The organism is Variovorax sp. 10L426 (assembly GCF_056395305.1).
In genome coordinates this window covers 18,180-32,788 of sequence record NZ_JBFTJF010000019.1, presented here as the reverse complement: position 1 = coordinate 32,788, position 14,609 = coordinate 18,180, and the positions used below count along the sequence as shown (strand labels likewise).

The window sequence follows — 14,609 nt, the reverse complement described above, 5'->3', positions numbered from 1 at the left end:
TGGCTCAGAGGCGGGCTTCAATCGGTCGTTCCGTCCATCATAATAGAGTTCTATTTATAAACACCTAGGGCAAACTCGGAACGCACAGGACAATTAATGCTGCCTGGGGGACAGCTTTGGACTGCGATGCCGATGACCCTCGATATCTACCTTGGAGGAATTCGAATGACTGACGAAACCGGCGTGGCGGCGGTTGACCGCGCTTTGACGATCCTCGACGCCCTGACCAGCGAGAAGTCGACGCTCGCCGACCTGGCCAAGCGCACGGGTCTCTACAAGAGCACCCTGCTGCGCCTGATCAAGTCGCTTGAAAGGTTTGGCTATGTCTTGCGCGACTCCGACGGCTGCTACCGCCTCGGCTCCAAGGTGCTGTACCTCGGCTCGCTGTACCAGAAGCACTTCAACGCCAGCGAACTGGTGCTGCCGGTGCTGCGCAAACTGGTCGAGGAATTGAAGGAGGGCGCCTCCTTCTACGTCGTGGACGCCGACTGGCGCGTGGTTCTGCACCGCGTCGAGTCTGCGCAGGCGGTGCGCGATTCGGTGCGTGAGGGCGACCGCTTCGCGCTCACCAGCGGCGCTTCCGGCCATGTGCTGTGCGCCTTCAACGGCGCCGCCGGCAAGCGGTTTGACCTCGTGCGCCAGCAGATGTACGCCGCTTCCTTCGGCGAGCGCGACCCAGAAACGGCCGCCTTCGCCGCCCCCATCTTTGGCCACGGCAACCGCCTGGTCGGCGCGATCAACGTCTCCGGTCCCCGCTATCGCATCGAGGCGCTGGGGGCGGAGAAGATCCTGCCGCCGCTCTTCAGATATGCCCGTGAACTCACCGCCACCTTCGGCGGCAACCCCGCCGTCGCGGCCTTTGGTGGCTGGCAGCCGCATTCATTGCCGCGGATGAAGAAATCGAAGTAATCGGCGTGCCGGCTGTTCGGGGGAATGGCGGGCTTCACCCGAAGACTGCTGTCATCAATAGATCTCGAACTCCGCGTCCCCGGCGCGGATCTGCTCCGGCCCCGTCCAGGCAGCGGCAGGCGTCGCGGTCTGCCCCGTCCACCATCCACTGACAGCCAGACGCTTGCCTTTGGCAAACGGAGACACATGGCTCACCAGATGGGCGCCTTCCGGCCCCACGTTGAAAAGAGCCAGCGTGTTGAAGGAGGCTGGCAGGTAGCTGTTCGTCGGGCACCAGAAGAACGAGCCGCCCCACTCGGAGCGCCACTCTTTCGCCAGATACCACACAAAGGTCACCTGACGATGCGAATTGGCGTCGTTGGCCGCCACGTCGTTGTGCGGATGCAGATAGTCGCCCGGCAGATACCAGTTGGCGAAAAACTCCGTCGGCCCGGTGCAGGAGCGGCCCGACAGCCGCGTCATCCACTCCTTCGTCTTCGGCGAATCGAAGATCCTGGAACACTCGGCGATGTCCTCGGGATACTCCTCGGCGTTCGAGAGATCGTGATAGTGATAGTGGAAATGCGCCTCGTAACCCTCCTGCACGCGCCAGGCCGTGCTGTTGTCGAGGCTGCGGTGCATGCGCTCGGCAAAGTCCGCCTCGAAGGCGTCCCGGATCAGGACCAGCTTGCCGACCGCCAGCCGAGGGACGATGTCCGGCAGCGCAACGCGGACCGATGGGCGCAGATAAGTTTCGAGCGACGGCAGGCCGGCGTCCGCCTCGGCCCTGCCGTCGTTCGCCTCCGTCATCGGGCGTCGCATCTGCGCCATGTCGAGCGTCCGCGCCGTGTTGAGCGCGGCGTCCAGCGCTCCCGCTTGCAGCGGCCCTTCATGGACGTGGACAATGATGCCGTCGCGCACGATCATCAGCGTCGGAATCGACGTGATGTTGAAGCGCGAGCCGATCTCCGGTTGTTCCTCGACGTTGACCTTGGCGAACAGAACGCCGGGGTGGCAGACCGAGGCGGCAGCGAACACCGGCGCGAACTCGCGGCAAAACGCCGAAGACGGCGCCCAGAAATCGACGACCGCCAGTGACCAGCCCTCGATCGCCGATTCGTAGTTGTGCCGGGTCAGCTCGAACGCGCCCGGGGTCACGCCCGGAATGACGACCGGAGCGCGGGCTGGCATAGGCGGCCTGTGCAGCAGCGAAATGATCGGCTGCGTCGGGTTGTTCGCGGATTTGCGGTCTCGATGCTTCTGTTTCATGGGAGCCTGCCCGGTGAGGGTGTTTTCAAAGGAAAAACGCGACGGGGATGTCGCCATCCCCGCCGCGTTCATGATGCCTGAGTCAGTCGGATCTCAGCGCACGTCTGCCCACGAACCAGCTTGCGGTTGAGCCGCGCTTTGCAGCGGGTTGAACCACTTGTCGTCGCGGACGTTCCCGTTGGCGTCAGGGCGATTGTCGTTGCCCTGGCAGAACGGCTCACGGCCCATGACCGAAAGGAGCCCGTGCACGACGTGCTGCTTGAAGTAGGCCTGTGTCGTCGCCGAGATGGCAGCGTTGCTGTTGCTGCTCGCATTCGGGTCGAATGCATTGCTGAAGTGGCCCAGCGTGGTGATCCACGCCTTGCCGCCGTCGTAGTACTGGCACCACGAGACCGGGTGGAACGAGTGACCGGGGCTCGTGCCGCCGCGGCCCGTCGAGAGCGTGTTGTCGTCCACGGCGGCCAGGAAGCGGACCTTGGTCGGGAACGGCGCCAAGTTGTACCACTCGTCAGCGAAGTGGAACTGCTTGGGCAGACCAGCGGTCGAGACGTCAGCCTGGTTCACGATGACGATGTCGCCAGCCTGGGCCGAGCCGTGGTCCATGTAGTTGGCGTTGCCGAGCAGACCTTCGTAGTAGGGCCAGTTGTATTCAGCGCCGAACACGTTGTGCATGCCGGCAAAGCCGCCGCCCGCGCGCAGGAAGTTGCGCAGCGACGTCTTGGCCTGATCAGTATTCAGGTTGCTGGAAGACAGGTTGCCGCCGGGGTTGTTGCCCGTGCCGATGGCCGTGCCGGCCAGGTTGGTGTAGCCCTTCGCGCCTTCGGAGACGAAGGTGCCGTGCTTGGTGAACGTGTCGCGGGTCGGGCTGGCCATGATCAGGGCGTCGTAGGTGCCGATGCTCAGGCCGGCCAGCACGTTGACGTCTTCAGTCCAGGTGACCGTGACGCCTTGTTCTTCCATCCACTTGGCGACAGTCTTCTGATAGATGTTGGCGTCGGGGATATTGGCCGAACCCGTCACGCTGCCGGCGGTCGTCTGGGCCGGGCCGAGGTTGGCGTGGCGCGGACCCGCGGTGCGCGAGTAGATCATGATCCGGTTCTTGACGTTGCCCTTCCAGGGGTGGTAGCAACGCGGGTCGATGCCACGGCAGACGTTGTAGGTCGGATCCATGCTTTCGGCGGGGCCGTTGCTGTTGAACTGGACCTTGACCGTCGGCTCGGCCGCCTTCAGCCAGGGGTGGCCGATGTCGAACGTGGTGATCGCCTTTGCGGTGGTCTTGGCGGCGTCGGCGTCGATGGTGGACTGTGCTTTGAACTGGGCGCCCTGCGCCTTGGCGTCGGCGACCAGCTTGTCCTTCTGCGCTTGGGCATCGAGGACGAGGTTCGACTTCGCCACCTGGGCAGCGGCCAGGGCGGCAGCCTTGGCTGCCGAGTCGGAATAAGACGCGGCCTTGGCGGCGGCGACCAGCGCATCGCCCTTTTCCTTGGCGGCGTCGACCAGCGTATCGCCCTGAGCCTTGGCGGTGGTGAGCAGCGCGTCGGCCTGGTCCGAGGCTTGTTGCTTGACGGCCTGAGCAGCGGCTTGGCCGGCGGCATTCACCTGGGCCTGCTCCTCGGCGGTGAGCGCCAAGGCCGAGGTGGCTGCCAAGCCCAGAGCCAGCGCCGAGATGGCGAGGCTCAGTGCGTTGAGTTTCTTCATGCTTTGTCCTTTTTTGTTGAGAGTTGTTGAATCTGCTGGGGAGGCGGCGCGGATCGGATGGTGGTACTTTGTGCGTTCTCTCTAACAGAACGGAGTTTCGTTTCCGTGGCGAGAGTTTTCCTGATGGCAAGTTCCACGCCATTCGGGAAAACCCAGGAATGCCGGGTTTCTCCCTAATAAAAATGTCGCATCGTTGCGCCCCTCCGGTGCGGCGATGGACACATCAGGGGGGCGACGATCACGATGACGATCCGAGAAGTCGACCGCATCAAGACGATGCAGGCGTTGGTGGACTGCATGCTGCGAACTGCCTGGACAACTCCGCGATGGAAGGCTTCTTCGGTACGCTCAAGTCCGAACTCTTCTGCGTGCAGGAGTTCTCCAGCGTGGAAGAGATGGAGCACGTCATCGATGCTTGCATCCGCTACTACGGTCGCGGTGGGGACGGGGATTGCTCCCGCCCCGCACGATCAGATGAAGCAGCTCGACGGCAAGACCAAGCTGCAAGCTCTTGCCGACCGCGGCTACTTCAATGCAAGGAACTCAAGGAAGCGGGCATCACGACCTACGTTCCCAAGCCGATGACCATCGGCGGATCAGCCATGTGCGAGGTCCGCCAATGGACGCTCAGGGTCGTTGTGCAACTGGTAGCCGTACCACAAGCTTCCTGCGATGCGATGCGCGAGTTCATCGGCGCGTGCTTGCAGATCAGCGTTGTCCAGCGACTGCGTGGTCTCGCGAAACAGATGGAGCCAATGGTGGAACAGCTCGATCCTCAACTCCGGCAATGCCGCGTGCTTGGGCATCGGCGCTCCTCGGTAGCGGGCCGTGCCTCGCAGCACCGACGACCAGAAGTCCACCATCTTGCCCAAGTGATGTTCCCAGTTCGAGACATGGGCTTCGAAAATCGGCGCGAGCACCGCATCGTTGCGTACCTTTGCATAGAACGCATGGACCAGTCGCACCACGTCCGCTTCGGTGCACAACTCGGGATTTGGCATTGAGAGCCTTCGAGAGTTCTAAAAGAAGTAGTCTATATCGATCTTAAAAGATGGAGACTCGAATGGTCAATACGAGGTCCATCCACGCAGCGGCAGTGCCGTCTAGCTGGCTCGCTTCCGCGTCGCGCGCTTGGCGCGTGGCGCGGAAGCAGGGCTGGCCACATGCCGCAACCCGGCGACTGCAGGGTTGACGATCTTTGCGTCCGCATTGGCGGCATAGACGGCGTAGGCAGGATAGAGAAATTCCGGTGCTCCGGGCACGCGATGCAACCGCCCGCTTTCCAGGTGGGCGCGAATGACGTCGAGGCGAAAGTAACCGGCTCCGCCCGCCGACAGCAGGTATTCGCTCCCGAGCGGCCCCAATCCCGCGATCACGCCGGCATTGGACAGCGCGGGAAATGCCAGATCGTGCTGCGCTGCAAAGTCAGGTCCCCAATCCACATAGACATAGTCGGCAGGGCGCGGCGCCTGGCCGCGCTTCGTGGTGACCATGACGAGCTTTTCTTCAATCAGCAGTTCGATCCGCAGGCCGGGGCGCTGCTGCGGCGCGTAAACGATGGCCACGTCGAGCACGCCCTCGGCCACCCGGTTGAGCAAGTCCTCCGGAAAACCGACTTCGGTCCGAATGGCCAGGTGATGGGCAGCAGTGCGCATCCAAAGCAGCCAGTTGAGCAGCAGCGGATCCCACAAGCTGATCTCGCATCCGACCGTGAGCACGGCGCGCCGACCGGGTGGCACCGCGACTTGATGACGCGCGCGCTCCCAGACCTGCACCAAGGTCGAAGCGGAACGGAGGAACTGCACGCCCGCCGGGCTGAGCGTGGCGCCCGATTTGTTGCGCACAAAGAGCTTTCGGCCGAGGAGTTCTTCCAGCGTTTTGACGCGCGCGCTGACGGCCGTTTGCGTCACATGCAGCCGCTCTGCGGCGCGCTGGAAGCTGCCCGTTGCGACGATCTCCAGAAAGGTTCGAGCCAGGTTGATGTCCATGGAGTGCGCATCCTTGAATCTTGGAGAACATCAAAATTATTGCATTCAAATAACAATCGATATCGTTTTACTTTGTGCGCGCCGGACCCGAATATGACTCCTGAACCACCATTCGTGCGTGGTCAGCAAAAGGAGCACACCGTGGCGAACAGCGATCTGATATTCCCGGTCCCGGACGAGTGGACGTGGCGCGGGTGGATGGACGAGCCGACCTATCGCGAAGCGTACGCGCGCTCCTTGCGCGAGCCGCAGGCGTTTTGGGCCGAACAGGCAAAGTCGCTCGACTGGTTCAAGTCTCCGACCCGGATTCGCGATGTTTCGTTCGAGCCGGGTGACGTTCGTATTCGTTGGTTCGAGGACGGCGTGCTGAATGCGAGCGTGAACTGCCTGGACCGGCACCTGCACGATGGATCGCACCCCGCGATCGTCTGGGAGGGCGACGATCCGTCGGAAAGTCGAACGATCAGCTACCTCGAACTGTGCGCCGAGGTGTGTCGTTTGGCCAATGGCTTGAGGTCCTTGGGCGTTCGCAAGGGCGACCGCGTGACGATCTACCTTCCGATGGTCCCGGAGGCAGCCGTGGCGATGCTCGCCTGCGCACGCATCGGCGCCATTCATTCGGTGGTGTTTGCGGGCTTCTCCGCGGAATCTCTGGCGAACCGCATCCAGGACTGCGAATCGAAGTTGCTGATCACGGCCGATGAGGGCGTGCGGGGCGGCCGCCGCCTGCCGATGAAGGCCAACGTGGACGAGGCCTTGAAACAATGCCCGAGCGTTGCGACCTGCGTGGTGCTGCGTCGAACCGGCGGCATCGTCGATTGGATCGAAGGCAGGGATCTCTGGTACGACGCCCTGGTTGAGAGCCAGCAAGCCTGGTGCGAGCCCGAACCGATGCGTGCGGAGGATCCGCTGTTCATCCTGTACACGTCCGGGTCGACCGGCAAACCGAAGGGCGTACTGCATACGACGGGCGGCTACCTGCTCGCCGTCTCGCTGACTCACAAATACGTGCTGGACTATCACCCGGGCGATGTGTTTTGGTGCACGGCTGATGTGGGCTGGGTGACCGGGCACAGCTACATCGTCTACGGTCCGCTCGCCAATGGCGCAACGACCGTGATGTTCGAGGGCGTGCCCAACTACCCCGACAGTGCGCGCTACTGGCGGGTCATCGACAAGCATCGCGTCAGCATCTTCTACACCTCGCCGACGGCCATCCGGTCGCTGATGCGCGAAGGCGATGCACCCGTGAGACAGTGCAGTCGCCATTCGCTGCGGCTGCTCGGCACCGTCGGCGAACCGATCAACCCGGAAGCCTGGCTCTGGTACTACAACGTCGTCGGCGAGGCCCATTGCCCGATCGTCGACACCTGGTGGCAAACGGAAACCGGCGCCGTCGTGATCGCACCGCTGCCGGGCGCCACCGCGACCAAGCCCGGTTCGGCAACCTTGCCCTTCTTCGGCGTCGAGCCGGTCATCGTCGACGAGCAGGGGCGTGTTCTGGATGGCGCTTGCGAAGGCATGCTGTGTCTTCGTGACGGGGGCCCCGGAATGCTGCGCACGCTCTACCGCGATCCTGAGCGGTTCGTGCAGAGCTACTTCAGCGCCTATCCAGGGCTCTATTCCACCGGGGACGGCGCGCGGCGTGACGAGGATGGCTATTACTGGATCACCGGCCGTGTCGACGACGTGATCAACGTGTCCGGGCACCGACTCGGGACCGTCGAGATCGAAAGCGCGCTCGCCGCGCACCCCGAGGTGGTCGAAGCCGCCGTGGTCGGCTATCCGCATTCGCTCAAGGGACAGGGGATCTACGCCTATGTGATCTTGCGGGCCGACGCCCGTCCGACCTCCGCGTTGCGTCACGACCTCAGGCGATGGGTGCGCCAGCAGATCGGCCCCATTGCCGCACCCGATGCCATCCAGTGGGCGCCGAGCTTGCCCAAGACCCGCTCCGGCAAGATCATGCGACGTGTCCTGCGCAAGATCGCCGCCAACGAGATGTCCAATTTCGGCGACACCTCGACGCTGGCGGACTCATCCGTGCTCGAGGGACTGATCAGCGGCCGTCGCATCGTCGCGACGGCTGCGTAGCGCCCGGAAGGACCCGTCATGCATCCGACGGCGCTTCATCCTCCCGGTCGCTCGACGCTTGTCCAACGGGACCGCCCGCGGGGGGCGTCCAGCACGATGGTCGTGAAGCGGGCACGCGACGCGGTGTCCGACGACGACGGCATGCGCGTTCTGGTCGATCGCCTTTGGCCACGGGGCCTGACGAAGGACCAGCTGACGGTTGACCTCTGGCTCAAGGAGGTAGCGCCCAGTCACGCATTGCGCCGCTGGTATGGCCATGACCCGAGGCGCTGGGAGTCATTCCAGGAGAAGTATCGGGCCGAACTTGCACAGCGAGACGACCTGCTGCAGCTGCTGGACGACCTGCGCCGTCGCGGTCGAGTGACGCTTGTCTACGACGCCAGCGACACTTCCCACAACAACGCGGTCGTGCTGCGCGACGTTCTGAGCGAGTGGCGCGACGCCTCGCCACGATCGAACAGGAGTTCGACATGAAAGTCATCGACATCATGACGGCGCCGGTCATCAGACGATCCGGCCGCACGCGGAAAGTCGACCTTCCTTCAATCTACCTACCCTGAGGAGCAGAACATGTTTCACCGAATCCTGGTTGCGACGGACGGCACTGCGCTCTCGGACAAGGCAGTGACGAGTGCCATTGACCTCGCGGCGGAGAACCGCGCCGAGCTTGTCGCGCTGACGGTGGTGCCCCGCTATGCGAGGAGCTACTTCGATGGCGTGATGGTCTTCACGAACGAAGATGTTGCGCGCATCGAAGGCCAGTCGGCACGTAGGGCGCAAGACCGCCTGGATGTCGTCGGCGAGCGCGCCGAAGCAAGCGGGGTGAAGGTAAAGACCGCGACGGTCGTCTCGGACATGGTGGCCGACGCCATCATCGCCGCGGCGAAAAAGCACAAGAGCGATCTGATCGTGATGGCCTCGCATGGCCGGAAGGGAATTGCGCGTCTCTTGCTCGGAAGTGAAACCCAACACGTGCTGACGCACTCGAAACTGCCGGTTCTCGTGTTGCGCTGAATGGACTGCAGCGGTTTTTGAGCGCTTCTGCGGTACCAGGCAAGGTCCGGTCAACCCTTGTAGCCCATGACGCGCGGCAACCACAGCACCGTCTCGGGGACGAACGTGATCAGCGCAAGCACCACGATCGCCGCGAGGATGAAGGGCGTGGCTTCGCGCACGATGGCCAACAACGGTTGCTTCGTCATGTTGGCCACCACAAACAGCAGCAGCCCGAAGGGCGGCGTCAGCAGGCCGATCATGATGTTGACCACCACGACCACGCCGAAGTGCACCGTGTCGATGCCGAGCGCCTTCACGGCCGGGATGAAGATTGGCACGATGATGAGCAGGATGGTCGTCCCCTCGAGCAGGCAACCGAGCACGAGCAGGATGGCGTTGACCATCAGCAGAAAGCCAATCTTCGACAGGTGAAAGCCTGCGACGAAGTGCTGCACCGACACCGGGATGGCCTCTATCGTGACGACGTAGTTGAAGGCGAGCGCACCCGCGATCAGCATGCCCACGGAGGTGGTGGCCTTGGCGCTCGACAGCAGCACCCCGTACACCTGCCGCGGAGAGAGGGAGCGGTAGATCAGCGCCGCGGCCAGCAGCGCATAGGCCGCGGCCGCTGCTGCACCTTCGGTCGGTGTCATCACGCCTCCATAGATGCCCACCAGCAGGATCACCGGCAGCAGCAGCGCCGGAAAGGCGTCGATGGTGATGCGCGGCACTTCGCGCCATTGCACCGGCGGCTCGACCGGGTAGTTGCGACGCCGCGCGATCACGCCGTTCATCACCATGAAGGCCACACCCAACAGCAGGCCGGGGATCACGCCGCCAAGGAACAGATAGCCGATCGACGCATCCGACACCAACGCATAGATCACCATCGGGATCGACGGCGGAATGATGGGGCCGATGATGGCGGCCGAGGCGGTGATGCCCGCCGCGTACGCCACGGGATACTTTCCACCGCGCGACATCATGCCGATGATGATCCGGCCGATGCCCACGGCATCCGCAATGGCCGAGCCCGACATGCCGGCGAAGATCACGTTGGAGACGATATTGACGTGGCCCAACCCGCCTCGGAACCGCCCTACCAGCATGAGGCAGAACTTCAGCAGCCGGTCGGTGAGGCTCCCGGTGTTCATCAGATCGGCCGCGAGGATGAACAGCGGCACGGCCAGCAACACGTAGCTGTTGTAGAGCCCGTTCAGGATCTGCTCGGCCACCGTCCCCGGGTCGAGGCCGGCCACCAGCAGATAGAAGATCGATGCGGCGATCATCGACAGGGCGACTGGCAGCCCGAGCAGCGCGAGCGCGATCAGCACGACCACGCACATTGAAAAGGGCGAAAGGCCCATCATGGATTGCCTCCCCCCGGCAATTCGACGGCCGCCGCAGGCGCCGCGCCGCGCCATGCACGCCACGCAATCACCGCCTGGCGCACGATGCATACGACTGCAAACAGCACATAGATGGAATAGAGGTAGTCAAAGCGCATGCCGAGGAAAGCGGAATGCTCACGTCGCATGAAGGCAACGTAGCGCCATGTGGCGGGCAATGACAGGGCCGTCAACACGATCATTGCCACGCTGGCGATGACGGTGAAGACGCGTCGCACGCCCGAAGGCACCGCGTTGTAGAGGATGTCGAAGCGCACCTCGTCGGCATCCGCGACGATGAAGGACGCGCCCCACAGCACCACCCAGACCCAGCACAGCACCGTGACCTCTTCCGTCCACCCCAATGGCCGGTTCAGCACGTAGCGGAAAAATATCTGCAGCAGGAACGAGACGAACATGATGCCGATGAGCGCGACAGCCACGTCGTCGGCGCGGCGCTGCAGCCAGCGTCGGGCCGCCGAGCCCCCTGTCCGGGCGCCCGGCCGTGGGGATTCTTGAGTCATCGATCGAGGACCCGGGGTCAGAGCGCGTTGATGCTTTCGAGCGCGCCCTTGGGCCATTCGCTGCCGTACTTGTCGACATAGCGCTTTTGCGCAAAGGTGCGGAAGGCGGCCACATCGGGCGTGTAGACCTTCTTGCCTTCGGCCTTCAGTGCAGCGATCACGTCCCGCTCCTGCCCCTCGAATTTGGCCGTGTAATCGTCGATCGCCTTCTCGGCGGCCGCGCGGAACCGCGCCTGCTGCTCCGGCTTGAGTTCCTTCCACGCCTTTGACGACACCGCCATCACATCGAAGCCGACGACGTGGCCGGTGAGGACGAATTGCGTCGTCACTTCGTCGAACTTCATGAGCTTGCTCAGCACCAGCGGATTGTCCTGTCCGTCGATGGCCCCGCTCTGCAACGCGGTGTAGACCTCGGCGAAAGCCACGGGTGTCGGGTTGACGCCGATCGACTCTCCGAGGAATTGCCAGAACTCGCCCGGCGGCATACGCAGCTTGATGCCGGCCAGGTCCGCCGGCGTCTTGATCTGCCGGTCAGGCTTGAGGTTGACGTGGCGCGAGCCAAAGTAGACCGGCGTGATGACTTCGATCTCGAGTTGCTCGCGCGCAATCTTGACGAACTGCTGGCCGACCTCGCTCTTGAACGTCTTCTTCAGGTGCGACACGTCGCGGAACAGGTAGGCCGACGTCAGCAGCGACCAGGCCGGCAACTGCTTGGAGATGTCCTGCGGCGCGAGGTTGCACATCTCGAGGTTGCCGCGCTGCAGGGCCACCAGCTCGGTGCCCTGCTTGAACAGCGTGTTGCCCCAGAACGGCTGAAAGTCGATGTCGTTCTTCATGGCGACTGCGAAGGCCTTGTAGGCGTCGGCGCGCGGATCCTGCTCGGTGAAGGCACAGCTGAAGCGCATCTTCGGCCCGCTCTGCGCGAGGGCCAGTGGCGAGACGGCAAGGGCAAGCGCAGAGGCTCCGGTCCGCAGGACGGTGCGACGGGGAATCGACATTGGCATAAGTTGTCTCCACTTGTTAATTCATCCGACATTACGGAGTTTGTCGAATGAAAACAATAGGCTTCAACGATAAGCAGGACGTGCGCCTCCGCCGTATGATCGCTTCGCGCCTTGGGCCCCACCGATGGCGCGAACAGGAATGCTGAGACACGCAATGCTCGAAGAAGCTCGGCAGATGGATACCGTCGGCGAAAAGACCTACCAGCGACTGCGCGCGGACATCGTGTCGGGGCAGCTCGCTCCCGGTGAGCGGCTGACCCTCGACCGCATGCGCGACGCCTACGAAGTCAGCGTCGGCACACTGCGAGAGAACCTGAACCGGCTCTCGTCCGAGGGTCTGATCGTGGCCGAGGGTTCACGCGGATTTCAGGTCACGCCCATCTCGGCAGCCGACCTGCGCGAGGTGGCCGCCATGCGCTGCCTGCTCGAAGTGCATGCACTGCGCGAATCCTTCGAGGCGGGCGACATGGAATGGGAAGGCAAGGTCGTCGCCGCGCATCACAAGCTGGCCTCGATGGAACGCCGCATGAGCGCCGAGGAGCGCTCCAACGCGCAGGCATGGAAGCGCTACGCCCGCGAATTCCACCGTGCGCTGATCTCCGCTTGCGGCTCCCTCTTGCTGATGCAGACCCACGCCATCATCTACGACCGCTACCTGCGCTACCAGATGGTGGCGGCAGGGTACCGCGGCGAAGTCGCCGCCGGTGAGCACCGGCGTCTGCTGAGTTGCGCGCTCAAGCGCGACTGGAAGGGCGCGCAGACTGCACTCACCAAGCATGTGCAGGACTCTGTGAAGCACATGATCGACAAGGGGCTGGTGGTCTGAGCTTGAGCAAGTGGTGCCATCGGACCATTTCCGTCCCAGAGCTCGCCCAGAGGCGCTACGTGCCAGCCTTGAGCTTTTCTTCGGCATAGAGCGAGAGTTCAACCGTTCGCTCGAGCAGCTGTTCCGCGGGCACTCCCGCAAAGTTCTTGAGCACGAGCTCCTTGACATACAACCGCACCAGGTATCGAAGCTGCAATGCGCGGTTCTTCGTCGCGAAAACGAAGTCTCGATGCCCGTTGTTCACGACGATGACGTTGCGCTCGGCATCGAATCGCGATCTCCAGAGGGCCCCTGCTGCCCGTTCGAACGTATAGCCCGGCAGTCCCCGCGCATTCGCGACCGCGGGATTCATCGGGAGGTCGAGGCTATCTGTCACCGTCACGAGTGCCTCTGCGCTGAAGCTGAGTTCACGCTGCTTCACGGTCACTCGCAGGCGTACCAGGCCAGGCGTTTCAGTCGCTGAAAATTCGACTTCCTGGTCGGCAGTGAAATCGATCGACCCCTCGCCCTCGACGATCTCCCAGGCAAACAGCAGATCTTGCGTCACACGCCGGCGCGATCGATCGCGCGGCAGCGCCCTGAAGCGCCGTCGCTCCTTGACCGGCACCGTGCTCGCCGCCGGCGATATGACGACACCGAACAACGGGCCCGCGTGGTCGAAAAACTGCAGCTGTTCGCTCCCGTTTACCGACGGTTCTTCAACGCCCAGACCGGAAATTCCGTCCGGCAGCGAGGCATCCCCTACCGCCGCTTTGGAGGTTCCGCCGTCACGATATTCGCGGTCCTGAATGTCGAACCAGTCGTATTCTTCGGGCGGGAGGGCCAGAAGCGCCTCGCGAAACGCTCGCTGAATCGCACGCATTGACTGCTGGCTCGCCTGCTCTTCCTCGGCTCGCAACTGGGCCTCGATGACGACGTTCACTGCGGCTTCGAGAGGCTTCAGCGCTTCAAGCAGGGCGGCGAACCGCTCGTCATGGATAACGCCACTGCGCGTGCCCGGGGTGAGGTTCAGGAACGGCGCGTCCACCAGACCTTGGAGATATCGAGAGGACCAAGGCACGCTCTCAAGCCCTGGCAGGGTCGCAAGATCCTCGACGACCCTTGTCCCGGACCGGCTCAGCGCAACCCGGCAACTGTCGGCCGGCTGCGCAAGGTACAGCTCTGCATAGGCATCTCCGAACGGCGTGCGCACGGACGGCAACTGGTGGAGAAGTCTCCCTTCGTACGCTCGAGGCTCGACTTCATACTGTTTGCGCGCGAGATTGTCGATCACGATCACCCGGACCTGCTCATTGCGTAGGCGATCGCGCAGCTCGGAAGCAAGGAACCACTGAATCTTTTCTCCGCTCAAGTTGCGGATGCCCTCAAGCAGCGGACTGATTTTGAGCTCGGTGCCGCGCTCGGCGAACAGCACACGCCGCTGAGTGACCTCGTAGCGAGAGTCGCCCCTGCTCATCGACATCTGGTAGGCGCGCTGATCTGCGCCGGCCGACACCATCGTCAACGTGTCGCCGACGGTCCAAAAGCTCAAGAGTCCGATGCCGAACTCGCCCTGCAGTCCATTGCCACGACCCTCAGTCTTCAGACGCCGTTTGATCGAGTCGCAGATATGGGTTGCGACATACTTGAAATTGGGCAAGCCCTCCTCGTCGCGGGGCACGCCATCGCCGTCGTCCTTGATCGAGAGATAGTGCGCACCGTGGTCCCGGCCGCGGGTGATCGTGACGTTCCTGGCGTGGGCGTCGATGCTGTTTTCGACGAACTCGGCGATGGCCTTGAGCGGATTGCTTTGCGAGAGCGCGATGATCCGGATGGCATTCCAATCGTCGCCTATCTTGAGCTTGCCTCCGTCAGATGGCCTGTCTTTGCCGGAACCTTTCGCTCGCGGGCGTGGTTGCGAACCTGTCTTCAGAATTGCTTTCATGAGACCACCG

The 14,609-nt window shown here is 63.2% G+C and carries 13 protein-coding genes and 1 pseudogene; 6 read left to right on the top strand and 8 right to left on the bottom strand.

Going from position 1 to position 14,609, the window contains the following annotated elements:
* The first annotated feature begins 165 nt into the window (after positions 1–165).
* Positions 166–909, top strand: coding sequence for an IclR family transcriptional regulator (locus AC1DHL_RS24100; protein ID WP_478096760.1), 744 nt, complete (start codon positions 166–168; stop codon positions 907–909).
* Between the two features lie 54 nt (positions 910–963).
* Here the strand turns inward: AC1DHL_RS24100 and AC1DHL_RS24095 are convergent, their stop codons facing one another.
* On the bottom strand, positions 964–2,229 hold the full coding sequence (locus tag AC1DHL_RS24095) for a thioredoxin domain-containing protein (protein WP_478096762.1): 1,266 nt from the start codon (positions 2,227–2,229) through the stop codon (positions 964–966).
* A gap of 21 nt (positions 2,230–2,250) precedes the next feature.
* Positions 2,251–3,855 (bottom strand): ThuA domain-containing protein, encoded by a 1,605-nt coding sequence (locus AC1DHL_RS24090; protein WP_478096764.1) that lies wholly within the window; start codon positions 3,853–3,855, stop codon positions 2,251–2,253.
* 158 nt (positions 3,856–4,013) lie between these two features.
* Here AC1DHL_RS24090 and AC1DHL_RS24085 point away from each other — a divergent pair.
* A pseudogene (locus AC1DHL_RS24085) lies at positions 4,014–4,274 on the top strand (IS3 family transposase); the annotation flags it as partial.
* A gap of 177 nt (positions 4,275–4,451) precedes the next feature.
* Here AC1DHL_RS24085 and AC1DHL_RS24080 read toward each other — a convergent pair.
* Together AC1DHL_RS24080 and AC1DHL_RS24075 are read right to left on the bottom strand one after the other, a co-directional pair.
* Positions 4,452–4,856 carry a group III truncated hemoglobin gene (locus AC1DHL_RS24080; RefSeq protein WP_478096766.1) on the bottom strand — a complete coding sequence of 135 codons (405 nt, stop codon included), beginning with the start codon at positions 4,854–4,856 and terminating at the stop codon, positions 4,452–4,454.
* Positions 4,857–4,958: 102 nt separating this feature from the next.
* On the bottom strand, positions 4,959–5,843 hold the full coding sequence (locus AC1DHL_RS24075; protein WP_478096768.1) for a LysR family transcriptional regulator: 885 nt from the start codon (positions 5,841–5,843) through the stop codon (positions 4,959–4,961).
* A gap of 141 nt (positions 5,844–5,984) precedes the next feature.
* Here AC1DHL_RS24075 and acs point away from each other — a divergent pair, with 141 nt between their 5' ends.
* From acs to AC1DHL_RS24060, 3 genes are all read left to right on the top strand, one after another.
* The gene (gene acs / locus AC1DHL_RS24070) at positions 5,985–7,937 is read left to right on the top strand and encodes an acetate--CoA ligase (protein WP_478163618.1); all 1,953 of its coding nucleotides are present in this window, start codon (positions 5,985–5,987) and stop codon (positions 7,935–7,937) included.
* A gap of 96 nt (positions 7,938–8,033) precedes the next feature.
* Positions 8,034–8,411: a DUF488 domain-containing protein gene (locus AC1DHL_RS24065; RefSeq protein WP_478096772.1), complete on the top strand. Its 378-nt coding sequence runs from the start codon at positions 8,034–8,036 to the stop codon at positions 8,409–8,411.
* 96 nt (positions 8,412–8,507) lie between these two features.
* Complete coding sequence (locus AC1DHL_RS24060; protein ID WP_478163617.1) at positions 8,508–8,951, top strand: universal stress protein; 444 nt, start codon at positions 8,508–8,510, stop codon at positions 8,949–8,951.
* Positions 8,952–9,001: 50 nt separating this feature from the next.
* Here the strand turns inward: AC1DHL_RS24060 and AC1DHL_RS24055 are convergent, their stop codons facing one another.
* Genes AC1DHL_RS24055 through dctP form a run of 3 tightly spaced genes read right to left on the bottom strand, consistent with a single transcriptional unit; the run spans position 9,002 to position 11,843 of the window.
* Positions 9,002–10,303: a TRAP transporter large permease gene (locus AC1DHL_RS24055; RefSeq protein WP_478163616.1), complete on the bottom strand. Its 1,302-nt coding sequence runs from the start codon at positions 10,301–10,303 to the stop codon at positions 9,002–9,004.
* Positions 10,300–10,845, bottom strand: a complete 546-nt coding sequence (locus AC1DHL_RS24050) for a TRAP transporter small permease (RefSeq protein WP_478096775.1) — start codon at positions 10,843–10,845, stop codon at positions 10,300–10,302. Before AC1DHL_RS24050 ends, AC1DHL_RS24055 begins: the two co-directional genes overlap by 4 nt.
* 17 nt (positions 10,846–10,862) lie before the next feature.
* Entirely contained in the window at positions 10,863–11,843 is a 981-nt protein-coding gene (gene dctP, locus AC1DHL_RS24045; RefSeq protein WP_478096777.1) for a TRAP transporter substrate-binding protein DctP, read from the bottom strand.
* A gap of 160 nt (positions 11,844–12,003) precedes the next feature.
* Here dctP and AC1DHL_RS24040 point away from each other — a divergent pair, with 160 nt between their 5' ends.
* Positions 12,004–12,675 carry a GntR family transcriptional regulator gene (locus AC1DHL_RS24040; RefSeq protein ID WP_478096779.1) on the top strand — a complete coding sequence of 224 codons (672 nt, stop codon included), beginning with the start codon at positions 12,004–12,006 and terminating at the stop codon, positions 12,673–12,675.
* A 55-nt stretch (positions 12,676–12,730) separates the two neighbouring features.
* On the opposite strand, the gene AC1DHL_RS24035 is transcribed toward AC1DHL_RS24040, so the two are convergent.
* Entirely contained in the window at positions 12,731–14,599 is a 1,869-nt protein-coding gene (locus AC1DHL_RS24035) for an ATP-binding protein (protein WP_478096781.1), read from the bottom strand.
* Positions 14,600–14,609: the final 10 nt, after the last annotated feature.